This window comes from Algoriphagus sp. Y33 (assembly GCF_014838715.1).
In the GTDB taxonomy this organism is placed as follows: Bacteria; Bacteroidota; Bacteroidia; order Cytophagales; family Cyclobacteriaceae; genus Algoriphagus.
This window is the reverse complement of the sequence record NZ_CP061947.1, coordinates 350,034-370,375: the sequence shown is the minus strand read 5'-3', so window position 1 is coordinate 370,375 and position 20,342 is coordinate 350,034. Positions and strand designations below refer to the sequence as shown.

At 39.1% G+C, this 20,342-nt stretch carries 15 protein-coding genes; 3 read left to right on the top strand and 12 right to left on the bottom strand.

The window, feature by feature from the left end; all coding sequences use genetic code 11:
- Positions 1–237 precede the first annotated feature (237 nt).
- From ID165_RS01500 to ID165_RS01490, 3 genes are all read right to left on the bottom strand, one after another.
- Positions 238–3,426, bottom strand: a complete 3,189-nt coding sequence (locus ID165_RS01500) for a SusC/RagA family TonB-linked outer membrane protein (RefSeq protein WP_192348643.1) — start codon at positions 3,424–3,426, stop codon at positions 238–240.
- Positions 3,423–5,207, bottom strand: a complete 1,785-nt coding sequence (locus tag ID165_RS01495) for a thioredoxin family protein (protein WP_192348642.1) — start codon at positions 5,205–5,207, stop codon at positions 3,423–3,425. Before ID165_RS01495 ends, ID165_RS01500 begins: the two co-directional genes overlap by 4 nt.
- A gap of 736 nt (positions 5,208–5,943) precedes the next feature.
- Positions 5,944–6,165 carry a hypothetical protein gene (locus ID165_RS01490; RefSeq protein ID WP_192348641.1) on the bottom strand — a complete coding sequence of 74 codons (222 nt, stop codon included), beginning with the start codon at positions 6,163–6,165 and terminating at the stop codon, positions 5,944–5,946.
- A gap of 347 nt (positions 6,166–6,512) precedes the next feature.
- Between ID165_RS01490 and ID165_RS01485 the strand changes: the two genes are divergently transcribed.
- On the top strand, positions 6,513–7,079 hold the full coding sequence (locus tag ID165_RS01485; protein ID WP_192348640.1) for a hypothetical protein: 567 nt from the start codon (positions 6,513–6,515) through the stop codon (positions 7,077–7,079).
- A gap of 127 nt (positions 7,080–7,206) precedes the next feature.
- On the opposite strand, the gene ID165_RS01480 is transcribed toward ID165_RS01485, so the two are convergent.
- From ID165_RS01480 to ID165_RS01440, 9 genes are all read right to left on the bottom strand, one after another.
- A complete protein-coding gene (locus ID165_RS01480) occupies positions 7,207–8,826 on the bottom strand; it encodes a hypothetical protein (RefSeq protein WP_192348639.1) in 1,620 nt (539 codons plus the stop codon).
- Between the two features lie 228 nt (positions 8,827–9,054).
- Complete coding sequence (locus ID165_RS01475; protein WP_192348638.1) at positions 9,055–10,479, bottom strand: hypothetical protein; 1,425 nt, start codon at positions 10,477–10,479, stop codon at positions 9,055–9,057.
- Between the two features lie 124 nt (positions 10,480–10,603).
- Complete coding sequence (locus tag ID165_RS01470; protein WP_192348637.1) at positions 10,604–10,969, bottom strand: hypothetical protein; 366 nt, start codon at positions 10,967–10,969, stop codon at positions 10,604–10,606.
- The gene (locus ID165_RS01465) at positions 10,969–11,361 is read right to left on the bottom strand and encodes a hypothetical protein (protein WP_192348636.1); all 393 of its coding nucleotides are present in this window, start codon (positions 11,359–11,361) and stop codon (positions 10,969–10,971) included. Before ID165_RS01465 ends, ID165_RS01470 begins: the two co-directional genes overlap by 1 nt.
- A gap of 10 nt (positions 11,362–11,371) precedes the next feature.
- The gene (locus ID165_RS01460) at positions 11,372–12,745 is read right to left on the bottom strand and encodes a hypothetical protein (protein ID WP_192348635.1); all 1,374 of its coding nucleotides are present in this window, start codon (positions 12,743–12,745) and stop codon (positions 11,372–11,374) included.
- Positions 12,746–13,086: 341 nt separating this feature from the next.
- Positions 13,087–14,247 (bottom strand): NUDIX hydrolase, encoded by a 1,161-nt coding sequence (locus ID165_RS01455; protein WP_192348634.1) that lies wholly within the window; start codon positions 14,245–14,247, stop codon positions 13,087–13,089.
- Positions 14,248–14,447: 200 nt separating this feature from the next.
- Positions 14,448–16,241, bottom strand: a complete 1,794-nt coding sequence (locus tag ID165_RS01450) for a restriction endonuclease (protein ID WP_192348633.1) — start codon at positions 16,239–16,241, stop codon at positions 14,448–14,450.
- A 129-nt stretch (positions 16,242–16,370) separates the two neighbouring features.
- Positions 16,371–16,757 (bottom strand): hypothetical protein, encoded by a 387-nt coding sequence (locus ID165_RS01445; RefSeq protein ID WP_192348632.1) that lies wholly within the window; start codon positions 16,755–16,757, stop codon positions 16,371–16,373.
- Positions 16,758–17,103: 346 nt separating this feature from the next.
- Positions 17,104–17,985, bottom strand: coding sequence for an ORF6N domain-containing protein (locus ID165_RS01440; RefSeq protein WP_192348631.1), 882 nt, complete (start codon positions 17,983–17,985; stop codon positions 17,104–17,106).
- Between the two features lie 1,277 nt (positions 17,986–19,262).
- On the opposite strand from ID165_RS01440, the gene ID165_RS01435 reads away from it, so the two are divergent.
- Both ID165_RS01435 and ID165_RS01430 read left to right on the top strand, forming a co-directional pair.
- Positions 19,263–19,706, top strand: a complete 444-nt coding sequence (locus ID165_RS01435; protein ID WP_192348630.1) for a hypothetical protein — start codon at positions 19,263–19,265, stop codon at positions 19,704–19,706.
- A gap of 3 nt (positions 19,707–19,709) precedes the next feature.
- Positions 19,710–20,102 (top strand): nucleotidyltransferase domain-containing protein, encoded by a 393-nt coding sequence (locus ID165_RS01430; protein WP_192348629.1) that lies wholly within the window; start codon positions 19,710–19,712, stop codon positions 20,100–20,102.
- The last annotated feature ends 240 nt before the right edge of the window (positions 20,103–20,342 follow it).

Sequence of the window (20,342 nt, the reverse complement as noted above, 5' to 3'; positions counted from 1 at the left end):
CGTCATGCTCGATTTCATAACTATATAGAATTAATGCTGCCGCATTTGGCAGCGAGTGGAATAGTGATTTTTGAAAGCGCATAATTTTGGTAAGCAGCCTTGTAGGATTGAGGCGGGGTTCCCCAGTCTCGGCTTTCGAATCCCCGCCTTTTATGAGCAATGCTGCTTAACCGGTAAATCTTATAGTGTTAGTATGGGATTACTTAATTAATAAACCATTTACCGGTTCGGTGAGTATCACAGATCCAGTCGAACACCTAAAGCAATACTCCGTAAAGGACGCATACTTGGAAAATCAGGATCGAGCTGATAGTCGGACGCTTTCCAGAGTATTCCTATATTATTGACATAGATATATAACTCTGTTTTTTGGAATGGCAGCCAACTTAGTTTTGATCGGTCTGTGAGATAACCGAACCTGATATCTTGAAGACGGACATGGTCTCCTCTTTCTACCAGTATGGAAGAATTGGAATAGAAGTCCTCCATGCTGAAATCTGCACTCTGGGGCATAGCCGGGATCTGAGTTTTCGCCTCATCTCCCGGTTCTTGCCACCTCATAGCATAATCACTATGGGTTATTTTCCCACTGAGCAGGTCATAGTAATTCACAGACGCTCTCCTGAAGTAATAATCCATTCTAAATGTCACATTCATGGATAGACTAAATCCCTTCCAGGCTACCGTATTCCTAATTCCTCCAAAAACCTGAGGTCTTCCTGAACCATGGAAGACGAGGTCTTCAGGCGTGGTAGCAGCTAATATCTGGCTATATTCTGTACTGGGCTCCTCATTCAGATAGCCCATCGGCAAGCCATTATCCCCATTCAGTCCAGCCCATGGATAGCTGAAAATAGCGTACAAAGGTTTCCCCTCCATTGGGGTAGTTTCTGTGCCCAGGTATTGATACACTGCACTAGGCGTGTCGTACCTGGTGACTTCATCCTTTAAGAAACTAAATAAAAAGTTGGTATTCCAGAGAATCCCCTTGTCTATATTGACCGTATTCAACACTACGTCCCATCCTTTGGTATATGTATCTGCATAATTTCCCCTGAATTGGGTGACTCCGGAAGAAGGAGGAAAGGGCATCAAACCAATCAAGTCAACTCCCCTCTTCGTATAAAATTCAATACTTCCCCCAATTCTACTGTTCTTGGATTCGAAATCCAGTCCTATATTGGTGATACCAATACGCTCCCACTTAAGCTCCGGATTGGGCGGATTGACAATAGATGCATATCGTATTCCCGGCACCGGGGAGGAATTGGTGGTATTGCTATACCTGGCAGATGTCAACGCGCTAACCGAACGGTCTACGTTTCCATTGTATCCGAATGTGGCCCTTAATTTCAAATAGGGCATCCAGTCAGCAGAATAAAAACTCTCCTCGCTGAGTACCCAGGAAACACCTGTAGACCAAAGGGGAACTCCCTTTTGGTTGGTAGACACCCCAAAGATATTGGAGGCATCTTTTCTAAAGCTGGCAGAAAAGAGGTATTTGCTTTTATATTCATACCCAAAATTTCCATAGTAGGAAACAAACCTGTCTATGCTACCGCTATGAGAATGATTGGAGGGGATTCTTGACAAGCCATTGCTATGGGACAGCCTATACTGCGTCACAAAATCCACAGGGATACTCAAGCCCAATGCATCATCATACCCGTAAGCGCGGCTGCCATCTGAAGCCCCCTGCATATCCTTTATTTCAAATCCGGCAAGACCGTTTATTTGGTGGGCACCACTCCAGGAATTTTGGTAGACAGACTGTATCCGCAGGTTATGGCTACGGGACGTGCCGTTAGAAAGATCCATAACCCCTCCTTGTGGAACCGCCTGATACAATTCACCGCTGTCATCAAATTGGGTATACCTGTTTACGAGGTTACGGGCGAAATAACTCTCCTCCGGTCTATGGAATCTCTGCTGGCCCAAACTTCGCCAATACTGATATAAGATTTCTGAACTCCAGGAATCCGTGAACTTATACTTCAGATTTGTATTAATCCTGATATCGGTTAAGTTGCTTTTGTTAGAGGACAAGCCTATTTCATCCATAGGAAAGTACCTCCAGTCTGTGAGTCCACGTTCTTCCGCCTGGCCTAGGAACCGGGTATTATAATCACGTATTATCGGCATGGAAATCCCTTCCTCATCTACCAGACGCTCATACGGATACATCACAGGTAAGTCCGTACCGGACTCCCTGGAAGATGAAACAAAATATATCCCGCCTGAGAAGTTTATTTTGTCATTGAGAAGTTTCAAGTCCTGGCGTGCCTGAAGCGTCACCCTCCGCATGTTGTTTGGCCGGACATTATCCAGATTGGAATCAAACCCTGCTGACAATAAAAACCGCTGACGCTCACCACCTCCTGACACATTCACTGCATACTGCTGATTAAGCCCCCGGTGGAGGAAGTAATCCCTCAGATCTCTACGGGAATCGGAAGTTTTGAAGCCTTCCAACCTGCGTAGTGCTTCGGCCTGGGAAATTCCTCCGGTATTTTCAGCGATGAATGTCTCTACCGCCGGAGAAAGAGGAAGCTTAGAGGCAGCACCAATCAACCCATTGTAATAGCCCCGGTCAAACAATACCTTTTCTACCTCTATGAAATCCGCTATCTCCATCTGAGGACTATAGAAGAGGTCCGGAGCTTCAACTACCGTTAAATTGGAAGTAATAGACACGGTCGTAGGCTGATCATATTTACCCATTTTCGTGGTAATGACAATCACCCCATTTCCTGCTCTGGCGCCCCAGATGGATGCCGCCGCCGCATCTTTCAGCACAGTGATACTTGCGACATCATTTGGGTTGATTGATTCCAGAGATCCATCGTACGGAATATTGTCAACAATAATAAGGGGCATGGCAGAGCCAAAGATGGTACTTCTCCCACGGATGGAAATGGGATCTGACCCACCTCCAAAACGATCTCTATTGAAAATCACACCGGAAGTAACATCCTCCAGCCTATCCAGAATACCTGTACTGACTCTCCTGTCAACCAATTCTTGATCGAGTTGGACAAAAGATCCGGTTGCCCGTTCTTTGGGAAGCTGCTGGTAGCCTGTGGAGACTACCTCGTGCATCCCCAATTCCACTTCGTCTTGCTCCAGCCTTATGACCAACTCATCGGTTGTAGGCAAGGTGACCTGAAGTTCCTTTGACTTAAACCCAATAAAACTGATTTCCAAAATATGGCTTCCGGAATCTAACCAAAGCTCGAACTGCCCTATTTTATCAGCAACTGCCAGTTTATCATCTCCCTTCTTTTTGACGATTGCCCCGGACAGTGGTGTATCTTCTCCTTCAATTAGTACCACACCCCTTACCGACAGGCCGCCGTTCTGCTCTTGGGCATCTACATTCCCAAACAGGAAACATAAGAATATGCTCATCACTAAACCTCTTTTCATTGTTCCGAGGTTAAGTGGCCCTGTAATTTCCCTTCAAGAAGCTCTATCATCCCGGCTGCTGTCTTTGGGAAGTTTCCTGCCTGATTCAGGTTACCATCAGGATCGACAAGCATCATGGTAGGAAAAGCCAATATATTATAATGTGAAAGCAGCTCATGTTTCTTTCCTCCTGTCCAGAGATTGATGTTCTCCGCTGAGGTGTATTTTCCTGTCTGGAGCGCATCGGTCCAGCTTTTCCGGTTCCTGTCAGTATTGATGGTAACGATACGTACCTTTCCATTGCCCTGAAAGTAATCCTCTACTTCAGCCAGGAAGTTCTGATAAAGACCTGCACAGGCGCCGCATCCGGAAATCCAATAATCGAAGAGCAGAAATTTACCTTTTAGGTCCGCGGTATTCAGTGTAGTCCCCTCCGCTGTCAAAAGTTCAACATCAGGAAAAGGCGCCCCCACATTAAAACTGGAATACAGCTCAGCTACTAAATTATACACCCAAGGATCCTTAACACTCTGCAATACTTCTCTGAACTTTGGCTCGGGGTCAGGTATAAGTTTGTGGTATTTGACAATATACTTTGCCATCAACCTGTCTGTAAACTGTGAAGGGAATGTGCGATATAGGTCGAATACGGAAATTTTCTCTACTACAGAGCGCGCGGTACAATATTCAAATATAAAATCCAGAAAGCTGGGAGACGCGAAATGGTTAGCGTTCAGCTCTTCAGGAATAGTCAGCGACATGATTCCTGCACGATACAATGAGTCCATTCTTGGAGAGGATGAATAAACGGCGTTAAATGCACCCACCTTCAAAAGCCCGATTTTGCCGAGCAGTTCAGCTTCCAATATCCTGTAGAAATCAGGCTGAAAGACATCCCTATTGGCTGTGAGAATCCCCCACCCTGGATGGGCTTTGGCTTCCAGCTCCATAACCTTGCCCAAGTAAGCAATAGACCGGTCTGATCGCTCCAGGATTTCCAGCAATGGAAGAATGCTGTTGGACCTGGTATGAGCCCTTTCATAAGAACTCGCATTAGTGCCCCTTTGGAGGTATGATTCTTTGCTTTTGGTAAATAATATGGGTGGCAGGCTGCTCTTGAATTCATTTTGTGCCAGTACAAGATCCTGTTGGATTCTAAATTTCGGTCCGGCAGGACCTGCAAATTCAACTTTAGCACCGATTTGGTCTACCAGAAGCCGGAGACTGTCTCCCGGCTGGATAAGAAACCTGTCAAGGATAACTGCACTACCTATGGAAAGCGAGAGGTAAGCAGTTTCTGAAATGGGAGAGCTGATGAAATCAAAGGTTTTTTTGCCTAATGAACCGTGATAAAAAACCCCTGGAGAAAGCTCAATATCGGAGTCTTCTCCCAGTCCTTTGTCTTCCTGCTGATCGAGGTAATGCCCCCAGAGGGTGACAGTGACCTGATCTTGATCCAGCGGACTTCTAACCTCCCCATAAATAACCACCGGAGCAGCCTCCCCCACCTCAGCAGAAGAGCTCACGCCCTCCTGCCCTTGCCCGGAGTGATCAACCAAACCACTATTCTCCGGCAAAGTATCGGAGCGGGTGACCCCGCCCCGATGGGTGTCTCCTTGTTCAGGGGAGACGATGGGGCCTACCACTGTGTCGAGTGGTAATTCATCAGGCACCTGCTTTACGGCAGGCAAGCCCGACCTATGAAGAAAATCCGCCCCGGGTGAATCAGCAACTTGTGCTGGGAGTGTGCTTGTGGGTACGCATAGGTATCCCAGTAAGCAGATGAGTATTAATTTTTTCATGAGATTTATAATTGTTTTTTAATGGCCTCATGGAATGCCTTCAACTGAGATAGAATTAGACATAGCTATCCTGCTTCAGGCATTTCATGTGCTTTTAATGTTTTTATGCTGGAAGACCGAAGACGGGAGACCGAAGTGAGTACCGTCATTGCGAGGAGGTACGACGAAGCAATCTCAGTCGTCAGTGTGACCGTCATTGCGCCTGTCCGCAGTGGCGGGAGGACGAAGGACGAAGCAATCTCAGTCGCAGTGAGCAGAATAGAGAAGTCAGAAAGCTAAAGTCAGAAATCTGAAAACCAGATGTCGGGTGCGAGCACCGTCATTGCGATCCGCCACAGGCGGAGAAGCAATCTCAGCGTACTCAGCACTAACTTCTATGAGATTGCTTTGTCAAGCCACTCTCCTATCGTCGCGTGTCTTTCCTCCCTCCTTCGGCGGACAGGCGCAATGACGTGCATATTACCAAGTCTTGACTCTAGCTTCTTGACTCTAGCCTCTTGCTACTTGATACCTGCTACCTACCTACGGCAGGCAGGCTTGCTACTTATCACAAGGCATAGTCCTTCCACCTTGCTCCAACCGAGCAACCAGCAATTGTTATAACTAATAACTAAATGGTGTCAGCTCTACCGGCTACTGTGAGCTTGCTGACGTGAGTGCGTGGTAACCGATCTGCTCAGGGATGTGCACCTCCCCTCCCGATAGCTATCGGGACACGGTCTTAAAAGTGAAGCCTTTATATAGGATTCTTGGGCTTCAGGGGATACAGGCGATCTGAAGCGATAATGCCCTGCTCCTCTGGTAATGAATAATAGGCTCCGATAGGTATAGCCCCGATAGCTATCGGGGGAGAACAAACTGACCCGCTTACCAACTGAGCATACGCTCCCATCCTGTGGATCCTACAGGCTACTGTCTGCAACAGAAAAGGAAGTAAATCAATCATGCTCGTTTTCATCAGTAATGAAAAATGGTAAAACGAGTCTTTATAACGATAAAATGGAGCACCATAGCCTGGGCACCTACTTTTACCGCATCACAAGGTTCCGACGCCTTCTAAGAACGATATCGATAGGGCCCAAGAGCTATAGTGCATACGAAAGTACGCATAATAATCCCTTGAGCATTAACCTACCGTCTCGTCCTATTACAAATTGTCGGAATTGCAGTCGAGACTCATTTGATTAATGCCAAGTAGAAGGATAAGTCCTTCACTTTTTCTTAAGTGTCTAAATATAAGTAAAGAATGTAAGATCAAAAACATTTTGACCACTTTTTAGACTAAATAATTTAATCCATTTGGTCATGGATGAAGCTATTAATAAAGTTCTTGACCAGATTTCCGCCCAAAGATTTAAAGAGTTTATAAAATTCTTAGAGCTCACTCCAATTGGAATGGCAGCATTTCTTAAAATTTCCACTGATCATATGTATTCTTTAAGAAAAGGGAGAAGGTCAATTAGTGATTCAATAGCCGAGTCTCTTGCCATTAAACTAGGAATTACTGAGGCCGATGTTTACAATTCAAATTTTAAGCTTAAAAAGACTGAAGCGGGAATCGAATACCTGAAAAATTTCACAACCACTAACGGTCATAACCCAAATTTCTTTGTAAACCTGAAGAATGAGAAAAGTCTCACTTTCAAAATTCGTACTTTACTAGTTGAAAATAAGTACTTTGAATCAGAGAAACGAGTAATTCAAGTAGTGGAAGAACTTAAAAAACAACAAATAAAAGTCATCAGCGAAAAGGCTACAAAAAGCCTTCTTTATCTTGTCGATACTGGATATTTAACTTTCCAAAAAAAGACATTTATCAAAAAGGATGGTACTGAAAGCAAACTATCCGTAAACCACTATATTGAGCCGTAAAAATCTCGCTTTGGCAATTCTGAAAGTCACCGAATAGTCCAGGGCAGAGGTATGTGATAACTGACGAGGGGAAGGGAGTGTTTTGTACCCGAGCCTCTTGGTACTACATAGGCAGGATTGAGTTTAGCTAAAACTCCCCATTATTGCATTCATTTATCCAGTTCCTGTTCCAGACGATTCGATATTTTCCATACTGTTCAGGAGTTCCACCGATAATGTCAACCGTTCTTATTCTTTTGGTCGTGTTTACTTCGATTGTGCAGATCAATTCTGGGATTAATCCAGAACTTCTTAAAGATCTAACTCTTTTATCATCTTGATAGACAAACACACGGATGTGCTTGATTGGCAAATACCTCAATATAGATAGTCGGCTACATTCCTGACGAGAATACCTTTTGACCTTCCTTATAATTTTTTTGAAGTTAGTGCGAATTAAAGATTCAAGTTCAATACAGAAATTTTCTTTAACGACTACGCTCGGATCTTGCACGACCGCAAATTTTCCTTTTGAATGAATTCTAGTTTCTCTTATTAAAAAAGGGTTAGGTGAAATGTTCTCAAAATATGCATTTAATGTCAGTGGTATAATGACTTTTATGGACATCATTAGTGAACCTAATTTGTACAATATTTTAGGCAATTTAATTTTTGGAACGAACATCACACCATTATTCTCCATGATTCCAATATAAGATTCCAGTGGAGAATTGTTCAGAATGTTTTCCTTCATTCTAATCCCATCAAATGCTGCCCACCCATTTTTACCAAAGCTTGAATATTTGGAGTCAAGATGCAGGAAAATGCGCTCATAATTATTCGTGAATTTGGTTGCTAAATATGCAGTTCTGAAACTATTAAATTGAACCTTATTATAGTCCCGAAAGAAATTTTCAACATAAATTATCAACTGGCTCCTGTTATCAATTGTTATGCTTTCTGAGGTTGCAGTTACTTCCCAAGCTGGACCATCAGATTGAAATTTCAATTCCCTTAGAAGTATCGATTGAGGAATTGAGATTGAGTTTCTATCAAAAAAATCTAGATTCGTAAAAATGAAGGCTTGGAAAGCAAGTGTAAAACCATTGCAAATATCTACCAAGTAATCAAATTTTTTGACAATCTCTCTTTTGGAAATTTTAGCGCTATTACCCTTTTTGTCCGTATAAATGAGATTAAAATCTTGAAATATTACGCTCCCATGGGCTATTCCGTTTCTAATTGTATTTTCATAAGCATCTGTTATAAAAGAAGCATTCTTTTCAATTTCTTGAACACAATTGAAAAGGTCTAGTCCTTCATTTTTTTTTCCTCTTTTTGTTCTTGAATACTTTGCTATTAGAGATATGTAAACAAAGTACGGACCCTCTAGTAATCGTAAATAATTGTAGTGTATATCCTTATCAATGAATTTGTATAGCTGAAGATCTCCTTCTGGAAGAAACACATCATGAATTGGCTTCTTGTTGATTTCATTCAAGCTAGTAGTAGCCCGGCTTATTGCGTTTTGATTCTGTGTGATAAATTGTTTTAGAAGTTCTGAATTTGATCTTTTTAGATCAGTCAGAAGTTCCATATAAAACTGGTAAGCCTTTGCCGAGTAGAATTTTTGCGGACTATTTTCGATGTAGTCTATAAATGAGAGAATGTTGCTATCGGAGAATTGAAGTTCAGGGAATCTATCGCTTATTTTCTGATACCAATTATCATGAAGAACTTTTGTGATCGGGTTCGCAAATAGATTCATAGTGTAAGTTTAACATTTTGAAGGATCATTGTGTCATGGAAAGGAATTTCGTCCTCGCTCAAATGGTTCTGACGAACAAATCACAAAACCCTAAATATCAGTTGTTATCCACTTTCATTTTAATCAGTTATTAGTCTTTCAACCAAGTACAAACTTTGCCATACGCAAAAAGCTTGATATAACCACTGAACCACTACTTTTAGGTAGGTGCTTATACAAAGTGATTGATTATTTAAGCAATATTTCCAGATTTTTTAAAGCCCTTTTTATATTGCTATCAGTTCTTAAAAAATCCAACCTGCCAGGAAACTTTTCTACTAAATCAAGTAATTCGATTGTTGAGGCATTAGTTATTTGTGGACGTAAAAAGACTAATAGTTCTTTAAATTTATTTTGGCACAAAGAAAATTGAAGTCTATTAGTAATGTTGTCGTCAAGAAAAGATAATAAGGCAATTGTCGCTTGTCTGCTGTCAAAATTTCTAATGCAACCTAAATAAATTGGCTGTGCATCTCTAGTTACACCATTACCATTTGTAATAAATAATTCCACAATTGATAGTACATATTGCTTGTTTAATTTTTTAGGCACCTTTGGCGGTATTCCAATAACCCTTAATAGTGCTCTCGCGAAGGGTGGCTCATTATAAAAATTATTCATATTTCTATGAGCATTAATCAAATTGATTAAACTATTTTCAACTTCTGGGATTCGCAAATCATCTGGTATATGCTTTTGCCCATTAACTATTTCTAAAAACTCTTTTGCTAACTGTTTTTGTTGTGCTTGGTGATTAGCGGAAAAGTGGGCATATTTAACTCCGAAGCCATCTTTGGTATCATCGTTTAAAGCTCCCCAAACTAAAGGTAATAATAATTTGACATTGTTCCTAATGAATATTTCAGTTTCAATTCTTGTATATATTCCAAAAAATGCGGCTGCGAGCGTGTCAGCTTGATCTTGATGCAGTTCGGTTAAGAACACGCCAATTTCGTCGGCATCACTAGCTTCAATTGCACTTTTGCGAATATTGGAGAGTAATTTTTTAATTTCTACTGCCGCTTTTGGTAATGGAATGGCGATTACTTCTTTTATACAAGTCTCTAACCAAGATATTAACTGTAAACCTGTTATTTCATTTTGATTGGGGTGAGCAGCGCTGGCCCAATTTCGCATGTAGTTTATTAAACTTAAATGTTTATGTCCAATTTCAGATATTAACTCAATTTCTTTAGAACCTTGAATTAGTTCACTATCTTGGAGTTTAATCAAATCTTCTTCAGTTCTAAAATTACTTCTTCTTTCTCCTCCAACTGCGTTATCATAAAAGTATTCAATGTCAAAATGCGCAACTCTTTTTCTTAATTGTAATATCGTTTCATCCCATAAATAATTAAGTGCTGCGTCAAATAACCCTGCGGCAGTTGCTGCTAAATATTTAGATAGGTAAACTGATTTTGATGACAATTGAGGATCTAATAGTTTTATAACATAATCAATATTATTGAATACTCGTAATCTTTCATCAACAGAAACAAATATGCCAGATGTCGGCAAATTATGATTTCCTAAAAAAGTTACTAATCCAGCTTCAAATATTGATAACTGAGCAGGATAATTATGTTCTATTGGGCTTAAGTTGTTATTTTCCATATAGTTGTTTTATCATTGTGCATAACATTTGGCGGCTATAAGAAGTTGGCGATTACGGAGACGAAAACTGTCTGCCAGCACAAAACTTGATACGAAGTTGAAAGCTTCATTTAATTCAAATTTTTTAATCTCGTGAATGACCTTCAGGGTTTTCAACAGTTTTCCACCTACGGTATGTGTTAGTATATTTGTTTCTATAATTATCCATTGATGCTTTAAACTGTCCTATTATCAAAATAGCATCACTATTTGTTGGAAGCGTTTCATCATCAAGTAAGTCTAAAAAGTTTACTGTTGGCTCATCTTTTAAAAATTCTTTTAACTGAGTAAGTACTCTATTAACATTTTTTACCTTAAATGCGTTTAGTGCATCATCAGGTTTCTTCTTGGAAAATTCTTTCATTTCCGTATAAATTGAATCTGCTAGTTCATTAAGCATTTCAAAATTAACAACTTGTTTGTCAGTTGGTAAAGATTCTTTTTTAGCCATTATTTTTTAATATTTTTAGGTGGATATGTTTCTCTTTTGGTGTCATTCCAGTACCAATAAGTTTTATCAATTCTCCCGTGGGAATAGTCAACTTTTGAAAAGATATTTTTCTCGCGAAAACTCTCCATGCAATTAAGGTATTGTGATAACACCAGTGCTACGTCACTATTAGAAGGCAGATCATTCTCATCAAAATTTTCGAAATCAGAAAAAGGTTTATAATCTTTTCCGAGCACTCTATTTGACTGTATTAAAACTTGATTTACAAGTTTGAGTTTGAATGTATTGAGTGCATCATTTTGTGATTTCTTCGATAATATAGAAATCTCAAAATGCAGACTTTCAAGTTGGCTAATTGTTTTTTCGAAAACATCAATCTCTTCATCCTTCATATTCTCCATTTTAAGAAGGACAAGCCCTCGTAAATTCTATATATTTCTTTTTAATTACTTCAATAGGATTTCTTTGCTTACTCTCAAAAACTGTTGTCATCATTTTCAAATCAGAATCATCGAGTACAAGAATACACTTTCTATGAGCAGACCATAAATCTATTATGTTTTTTGTCACTTTAGTTGGAGGTGGATTTCTAGTTATAATCACTCCAAATCTTCCAAACTGCTCCTTAAGGTATCTGTTCAACTGTAAAATATGCTCTTGCTTTACTTCTTTCACATTCTTCAATTCCATAACAATTTGCTTGCAATCATACGTTTCATAAATTTCTTTAAGAAAGTCACTTGTCTGATTGTTATAAAATATCATATCTCTTATTTGCACACCTGAATCTGTTCTGCTCTGCTCCTTTGCAAAATCTAAATGAGGGTATAATAAAGATGCCATTAATAGGCAAACATTATCTTCATACTTTCTATCAGCATTATCTGTTTTCCCGGTAGGTAGTTTTGTAATGGTGGATATTTTCCTTTTAGCAGAAGTTATTGGTATCTGATTAAATAATGGGTCGTTTTTACAATTTTCAATAGTTTTTTCCTTTATTGCTGTATAGGCTTTGACAATGTCATAATTATGCCGATTGAAATCTAAAAGTTTAACCCTTTCAGGAAATTCTTCATTAGGATTATGAATATTTTTGATGTAGTAGTTAGTAAAATAATCATCTGTGTTTATCCAAGGAACGTATTTCAACCATCGCTTAGGCACAAATAGAATTGGTGATTTGGTTTCAGGGTTTACAGGTAAGTGAGTGACCTCCTCACTGAACTTAAAAGATTTGGGACTATAAACATTTTGAAGTGTGACCTTTTCTATTGGTATCCCGAATTTTTCAGATTGTTCAATAGTAAAGTCAATTAAGAATGACTGAATAAAATTACAAGCAATATCACTAACCCTGTCTTTTGAAAAGTTGTCAATCAAAAGCTGAATTTCTTCAAAATGAGTAAATCCACTTTTCTTCAATTCAGGAATTAAAGTAAAAGGGCTTAATACATTTGTTGCCAACTTCTCACCAATTTTTTTACCTGTTTTGCTTTTTGAATTTCCAAGTCCAACTTCGTTACATTCAGATGCCCTTATTAGTAATTCTAAGGCTTCTTTTTCTCTCCCACTAGTAAACAAATATCCCAAATGATTAAAGCTATTTGTAATTAAAAGATGTAAAGAGTTGTCTTGCATTGATGGTGATTTCCAAAGCAAGAATGGGTCAACATATAGAGGTATATCTTCGTCAATGAATGGAATAGCAAAATTGACATCCTCTTGTGTCAAAGGAATATTGTGATAATCTGTCAATCTTGGTCGTATTATGCTCATTCGTTCTTAAATGTTGGGTAACATGTTATAACAGCAATTGCGGTTATTTCCTCAATATCCTTAAAGATAATATTTTATTAAACCTGTCTCTATTCTTTTATTTTGAGGGTATCCGACATTAGCCGCTTAAATATATTTACTATCGCTTTTTACGGTTTACTATCTTTTGACCTTTTTTCTACGTGATCCAACTTAATTCCCATGCTGCCAGCAATAACTACATCCGACAGCAGATTTCCTTGAGCATCTGGAAGTACCTCCTCCCATCCGTCCCGATATCGCTGTGCTCATCGGGACGGGCTCTTCTTGAAGAGGAGGCGATCGGCTCTGCCCCAAATGGGCTAAAGAGTAAGAAGTTGGCTCATACCATTACTGGATTTGAAGAAAGCTACGGTCGCTTTTAATTCTTTTAATTCGCTCATATTATCAGTTTCTTTTTGATCCAAAACTATAGCTGGTATAGGACTGGTTAAAGATGTACTTGGAGAGGTGGATACTAATTGTCGAAGACCAAGAGCCAAACACAACACCCACAGAACTAGCATAAATCCTGGTATCCAGAAAATAAATATCTTATCAGAACTAGGCATAGCGGTGAGAAGCCATTTAGCAATTTTTGGGAGAGGACTGTTTCTATTTCTCAATGGGGAAAGGTGCTGCCTTGTCTCTATGCCGTCAAGATAACGTTTCCGAGCTTTAAAAATATCAAGGTCGTTATCAAATCTTGATTTTATCGGATGCCAAAAATCGATGTCGTCCTCAATAAGTCCAATGCTACTTCTCCAGAAATTGGCTACCTCTTTTGACCTTGCAATAGATACTGAGTGGAGAAAACACATGGCTATGCCAATTACAGATAATACACTTAGGATTATGCTTACCTGAGCAAGCTCACTCTTGGCATTTTGTTGAAATAATAGGCCGTATCCTGCAAAAAAGACACTACTAAATAATAGAAAATTATTTGTTCTATTAAGAGTAATTATAGCTTCGTTAGTTATTAATTGGATGAGATTACTATATGTTTCTTGCAGGCGAGAATACCTTTGGACCTGATGTAGAGGGTCAAGCGCTGCAGAGTCTTTCCTCATGTATTCTCGTCGTGTTATAAGCTCACTAACACAATTAAATTCAAATCCTGTGTGCAAAAGATTATCATCCCTAAGCTTTAAAATTTCCGTAAATGTAAACCACTTAATCTGCGAGATTTCGTTTGTATCATACCAAGTTATATCATTCTTGGGTTTTGCTGCGAATATGCGATACCGCCTATTCCTGTAAATTCTGTCTCCTATGAAAATTAAATCAATTAGCTCTGTCTTAGTCTCTTCATAAATTTCACGTAGCAATGCGGCTTCTAAAGAAGCATCTTCAGGTTGAATTAAGCCACCTAGGAGAGACCATTTCCCGTAGTTTTCTGGCAACGGTTTACTATGTTGCGCAAGTAAATACTTTTCATTTTTGTAGATTACGCATCTAACGCCTTCTAAATGCTCTTTCATAATAAATTTTATGATTTTTAACCTGTATTAAATAGTATGATATAATAATGGGTTCGTTACAAAAATTCAATTTTACCCCCCCTCTCGGTGTAGTCAAAATACTCGTGCTGACTGGGTGGAATTTGCCTGCCCTACAAGCTGGCCCAAGGCTAATTTACAATCGGCATGATTTCCTTGAAAACATCAGTGAATCCAAATCTTTAATTAAGCCCCTTCTGAATCCTTTTTGCTTCAGCTAAATCAATCCTTGCTTTGTGCCCATGTTTTTCAAGTAAGTAAAGTAAGTTTGATCCATTCATTAGAGTAATTGGTTTATTAGAAGCAAATTCATAAGCGTCCGGCCCATAATCGGCTGTGGTAACCAAAATACCTTTAGTAGCCCCTTCATTCAGTACAGTCCCGTATAAATCCCTCACTGCTGCCACCCCCACTGTATTGGTGTACCTTTTAGCTTGGATTACAATTTTACCACCTCTTATGGGATCAGGATCAAAAGCAATAGCATCAACTCCACCATCTCGACTTGCTTGAGTTACCTTTACCTCTCCCCCATTTGAATTGAATTCTTTCCCAAATATTTCCCGTAGAAGGTGTTCAAAATCTTCCCAATCCATGGAAGCCAAATTATTTCCTTCATTAATCCTGTCTGCAACATCATATGAAGAAACAAACCTCTTATCTTCTTTATTGATCTGAGCGATGGGTTGAACTGCTACTATACCACTTAATTTACTGCTTCCTATTCCTTTTAGATTTTTAAAGCAAGTTTTGGGATCTACATGTGCAAGATTTATCTCCATAAACTCTGGTTTCCCAGCTTGAATGGAAACTATACAGTTATTCACTAATTTCCCTGTGGCTTTATTGATTGCTTCAACCCAACCATTAAATATTATCGCATCCAAAGCATCGGCCTGATCCGCTTCAAAAAGCTCATGTATTGTCCTCAAGGTAATTTTGTAAATCGACTCGTCATAAATTCGTGCAACTTGTGCCTCTGACAAATGAGATTCCTTTAGCTCCTTTCTGGTAGCTATGTATTTGACATCTAGCAAAGTTGGAATTTGAGATGGCGACGGTAAAACATATTCTACCAACAGGATTCTTGTTTCGGGGTTGTAGTCAATGTCAAAATCCTTCGGAAAACTATCTGGATATTCTGAGTTATTCAGTACCATTTCACAATACTCAATAACTGACCTTGGATCACAAGAGAAATACCTTCCTTTTAAAATGTCTATATTATCATTATGCTCTTTTTGATTAGCATAATGCTCCTCTTGCTGCAATAGCCATTCTTTTTCCAATTCTTTGAAATGAGACCTTACCTTGTCTTTTCCATCTTCAACAGCTAAAAGTTTTCTTTCGAATTCGGATTGCAAGGAAACATTATAAGCTTCCGTCTCCTGTACGCTTTTCTTCCATGATTCCAACGCCATTTCAAATTCCTGATTTGCTTTATCTTCCTTCTTTTTTCTAAATGACGGAATGACTTTATCAATGAAGGATAACTTTGGACTAAAATAAGAACTTTGCGGCTGAGCACTTTTTTCTCTAAAAACGGGAGGGGTTGGTTCCTTATGCTTTTTCAATTCACTGGTTAATCCATTTATGGGATTAGGTATTTTGAATTTTCTGAAATCCTTCAAACTCTCCCAGTCTACAGTATCATCAATATCCAGTGTATGATGAAGAAGGTTTGAGACAGCATCTTGCAGCGTTTTAGCCTCTAAACTTTTTTCCTCAGCTGTACTTAAATTATTTTCCTTTTCGGAATTTGCTTTATTTCTGAGCTCTACTTTATTCCACTGTTCATCCCACTTAAAAAATTGAGCTTCAATCTTTTTGTCCAGGATGTAACTATCAAGATCCTTTAAAACCCTGTATGTCCCCAAGCCTAAATGCTTAATCTCTGCTATGTATCTAGTATCATAGCTTCTTGTATACTCTGTAGACTCGTCAATTTCGTGAAGACTTGAATAATCGTAACTCATAAAGATTAATTTATTAATGCATTTTTCAGACTACTTCAAACAGGAATAACTTGAATGCTAGGTAGATTAAATGAATTTCCCTGTTCTACCCTATTACTTCTACTTAATTGTATATGACTATATCTCTCTCTACCCCTCATGCTGCCAGCAATAGCTATTTCCAGCAGCAGATTTCCGAGAACATCTAGCTCCTGCCTTTGTGGTGGCTCTGCATTGAGAGGAAGCTGTCTGGGTTGGTTTAGTTTCTTTGCTTGGCTCTACCTTTTTTGGTTCTGATCTTAGCGGGATTGGCTTGGCCTCTCTCGTTTCTGTACTGGAAGGCTTACATACCAAGCAGGCAGTCAAGCCTTTCTTTTTGGCGGTGGCAAGATCCGAAGCCCAGCCTGTTTTGGCGTAGCGGCAGGATTCCTTGTGGAACCTCGCTCCTGTCTTCGTGATATAGACAGTCTGCGCCTGAAGCTGAGCCGCAAGTAGGAAGAAGGCTGTGAACAGGAAGCCTAATAAAACCTTTTTCATCCAGTTAAGAATGGGTGACAGGTGGGTTTCCGGGTTTATGCCCAGAAGGATGCTATAAAAGTTGGCGTAGTAGTTCTCTACTAAAAGGTTACTGCAAGAAAAGGGAAAAATCGGAAGTTTCCCAGCCCGCAGCCTGGCTACTTTGCTAAATCTCTTCACAGAAGAGATTTTTAACGCTCGTACCTCCTGTACAGGGTATATTTTGATTGAAAGACAGAAAGTTATCCACATTTCAGGCTGTGCCAGGGAGTTTCCGGGAGTTGGGGATAGAAGGTGGCCTATTTACTGGCACCGTACTACTGGCACTAATCGAAACGTTTTTCCCAACATTCTCACGGTTCAGCATTTACCCATTCTCCAAAGCCGTTAAAATACTTTCTACTGAGCTTTTGTCCAGTCTGGTAAAGGCAAACCATTTTTTACCCAAATCCTTTAGAGAAGCTCCCAAATGATATACTTCGGTACTATCAATAATTAAAAAGCGGTCATGGCTTTTGGCAAAGGGTTTTATTTCAAAATAGCCGTATTGCTCATCTGCTCTCCTTACATCCAACCCCATCTGCTTCGAGATATTTTTGGAGTACAAAAGGACTTTTACCGATGCTGACTTTTTGCTCAAATGCACTAAGGTGGACTCATCCAAATAATTGTCGATCAGTGTAATACTTCGCACAGCAGAACGAATGATTCTGGAGACTAATTCGTAGGCATCAAACACTTGACCATCAAAAAACACTCCCTGGCGGGGAATAGTATTTTTGCTCTCCAGTGCTTTAAATACCTGCTCAAACTTATTGTCGGTTTCCAGTTGCTTGCGCTCAATACCTTCCATTCGCTGCAATAAGCCACTATGGTTGGCTATGAGTTTACGCATCTCCACAAAAGCACTCATAATTTGTATGCTTACTTTTATGGCGGTATCACTCCGCAAAACAGCTGAAAGCATCGCCACTCCTTGTTCTGTAAATGCGTATGGGTTGCTGGAAGAATGTTTTAGCATTTCAAACCGGTCGCAATTTGCGACAAGTTCATTTTTCTCGGTGTTAGTCAACTGAAAACGAAAGGATTCCGGAAACCGGTGAATGTTTCTTTTCACTTGCTCATTCAATCGCTTTACTTCAACCTCATACATTTCCGCCAAATCACGGTCAATCATTACCTGTGCGCCACGAATGCCGAATATCCGGTTTTCAATTTGTTTTAAGGTTATGGTTGTTTTCTTACTCATAAGCTGCCAATTCAGAATATTTGCCACTATGGGCTTAGTCGCATATCTTGTGCGTCTAGATTGGAATTTGCTTCCTTTCCTCATCCCGTCCTTCCCGATACGCTTCGCATAGGGACGATCGGCTCTGCTATCATTTTACTATCGGATTCAGAATAAAGTGTGTTCCGGATTTAAGCCCGGATGGGTGCTATAAAAGTTGGCTGTTCTATCTCACCCCTCCCTCTCCTTGAAGAGAGGGCGATCGGCAGCGGTGACTGATAGTTTTCAGTATTTAAAAGACATCTGCAAGAAAAGGAATAAAATGATACCATCCCAGCGCGCAGCCTGGCCCCTTCGCTAAAAATGTCCTCAGGACATTTTCTTTACGCTCGGTCCTCCTTCCCTACATGCTGGCCCCTCACTAAAACAGTCCACCGGACTGTTTTCTAACGCTCGGTCCTAGGGTATTTTTTGGGGAAATGGGAGGAAATGTGAAGGAATTGTGGTGTTTTTTGGTCAATCAGCAGAATTATCTGCATCGCTCTGTGGCATTTTGCAGATAAAAACTGAAAGTGAGTCATAGGATTCTGTTCCAGATCTGCAGTGCGGGTGATGGGTCTGGTTCCCTTTTTCTAACAGTGAAGAAGTGTCCTATGCTAGTATTAGAGAGGTAGTCAAATACTACCTGATCACAAGATCACACGATGCGACACAATGGAAGACGATGATCTATTCGTTCTTTAACATTCCGAAGCTCGAGACAGCTTCATAGTGCAAATACGCAGAAACCAACCACAGCAATGGCTTAAGTATGTTTTCGACAATATCACGGAAACCAACATCCAGAAAATACAAGAATTCCTGACGAAAAATTTCAAATTGTCACTAGCGAAAAATCTTAATAAGAACGGGATTGATCGCCTTGATACATTTTAACTGAAAAGTTCAGTTGTAAAAAAACTTGAAAAGTAAAAATAAATGTAATACTTTAATTCCTAATAAGTATTCAGATTATCGCAATAATGGCCAATTTTCAATACTTGCGCCTAGATTGAGCATAAGTGATTGTAAATAAAATGATTCTGTAGAGGAGATACTCGGAAAAGCCGCTCCCTTCCGCCTTGCGCAGAAACTTAGTCGATCAAGCGTAGTTGAAAAAGATTTCCCAGTTAAAAAATCAATTCAATTAAAAACCCCAAATGAAGTCGAAAGATTAGTTCTTAAGATAAACTAATACTAGAAGTAAAGTCGAATTACCTGATTATTTCTTTCAATTCGAATTTAATATTTAAATATCTATGAAGAGACAAGAAATTGCTATAGAGGAACTTAAGCTGCTTCAAACTATAATTTCACGTCATGATGACATATCCTTTAAAATTAAAGGTTGGTGCATAACTCTAAACATTGGAATTATAACAGCAATATATGGAATGCCAGATTTCACATTTCTAAATTCGAAGGCTTTGGCTTTATTTTTACTGCCTCTAGCAAATGTTTTTTTTATTTGGGTCGGAGCTATTTATAGAGTAGCTATGAATCGAGCAATTGAAAGAAGCACTAAGATTGAAAAAGAAATAAGAAATAATAGATTAAAAAAATATCCACAATTAAATATTACTTTAGGAAGAAGAAACAGGCTAAAAGATCAGCTTAATTCATTAAAAAATATTAGAACGACAGCACCATATATAATTATATTCATCATAGATATTCTGGCCATATTTATCAAATACATATAACATATGAAAATCACAACAACAAGTAATGAAATCATTGATATAATTAATAAATTATCCACAGACATTCAAGGCATATATTTATTTGGGTCATACTCAATAGATAATCAATCGATCAATTCTGATATTGACATATTGGTTAAAACCAATAGTGCCATTATGGAAAAAGAGCAACTGCTTTGCAAATTAATACCGGGTTATATTGATTTATTCTTTTTTAAAGAAGACTTGTCAATAATAAATCCTATATCAAGATTCCAAATAAAAGAAGATTCAGAATCTGCTTTATGGAATAGGTTAAAACCTATTCAATTGTGGAACAATATAATTTATAAAACAGCGATAAACAGAACTTTCAAAATATCGGATCTATCAAAAGTTAAATTAACTGGACCTTAGAGATTTTGCAATTAACATTTACACTCTGTTTCCTAAGATCGTTTGCGGAATATTATCCCAATCTGGGTACAGTCAGATCAATCATAATGACTGGGTGGAATTTGTAATTCCACCTTATCCCATCCTTCTCCTTTATGAGAAGACGCTCTTTTGTGCTATCATCTAGATATCAGTCTCAAAAGGTGTTTGATGGTTTCCGGATTTAAGCCCGGATGGGTGATAAAAGTTGGCTGTTCTACC

What these genes read in the sequence shown, in the direction of transcription:
- ID165_RS01500 (WP_192348643.1), bottom strand. Translation starts at nt 3,426, where the DNA reads ATGAAAAGAGGTTTAGTGATGAGCATATTCTTATGTTTCCTGTTTGGG.
- ID165_RS01495 (WP_192348642.1), bottom strand. Translation starts at nt 5,207, where the DNA reads ATGAAAAAATTAATACTCATCTGCTTACTGGGATACCTATGCGTACCC.
- ID165_RS01490 (WP_192348641.1), bottom strand. Translation starts at nt 6,165, where the DNA reads ATGAAAACGAGCATGATTGATTTACTTCCTTTTCTGTTGCAGACAGTA.
- ID165_RS01485 (WP_192348640.1), top strand. Translation starts at nt 6,513, where the DNA reads ATGGATGAAGCTATTAATAAAGTTCTTGACCAGATTTCCGCCCAAAGA.
- ID165_RS01480 (WP_192348639.1), bottom strand. Translation starts at nt 8,826, where the DNA reads ATGAATCTATTTGCGAACCCGATCACAAAAGTTCTTCATGATAATTGG.
- ID165_RS01475 (WP_192348638.1), bottom strand. Translation starts at nt 10,479, where the DNA reads ATGGAAAATAACAACTTAAGCCCAATAGAACATAATTATCCTGCTCAG.
- ID165_RS01470 (WP_192348637.1), bottom strand. Translation starts at nt 10,969, where the DNA reads ATGGCTAAAAAAGAATCTTTACCAACTGACAAACAAGTTGTTAATTTT.
- ID165_RS01465 (WP_192348636.1), bottom strand. Translation starts at nt 11,361, where the DNA reads ATGAAGGATGAAGAGATTGATGTTTTCGAAAAAACAATTAGCCAACTT.
- ID165_RS01460 (WP_192348635.1), bottom strand. Translation starts at nt 12,745, where the DNA reads ATGAGCATAATACGACCAAGATTGACAGATTATCACAATATTCCTTTG.
- ID165_RS01455 (WP_192348634.1), bottom strand. Translation starts at nt 14,247, where the DNA reads ATGAAAGAGCATTTAGAAGGCGTTAGATGCGTAATCTACAAAAATGAA.
- ID165_RS01450 (WP_192348633.1), bottom strand. Translation starts at nt 16,241, where the DNA reads ATGAGTTACGATTATTCAAGTCTTCACGAAATTGACGAGTCTACAGAG.
- ID165_RS01445 (WP_192348632.1), bottom strand. Translation starts at nt 16,757, where the DNA reads ATGAAAAAGGTTTTATTAGGCTTCCTGTTCACAGCCTTCTTCCTACTT.
- ID165_RS01440 (WP_192348631.1), bottom strand. Translation starts at nt 17,985, where the DNA reads ATGAGTAAGAAAACAACCATAACCTTAAAACAAATTGAAAACCGGATA.
- ID165_RS01435 (WP_192348630.1), top strand. Translation starts at nt 19,263, where the DNA reads ATGAAGAGACAAGAAATTGCTATAGAGGAACTTAAGCTGCTTCAAACT.
- ID165_RS01430 (WP_192348629.1), top strand. Translation starts at nt 19,710, where the DNA reads ATGAAAATCACAACAACAAGTAATGAAATCATTGATATAATTAATAAA.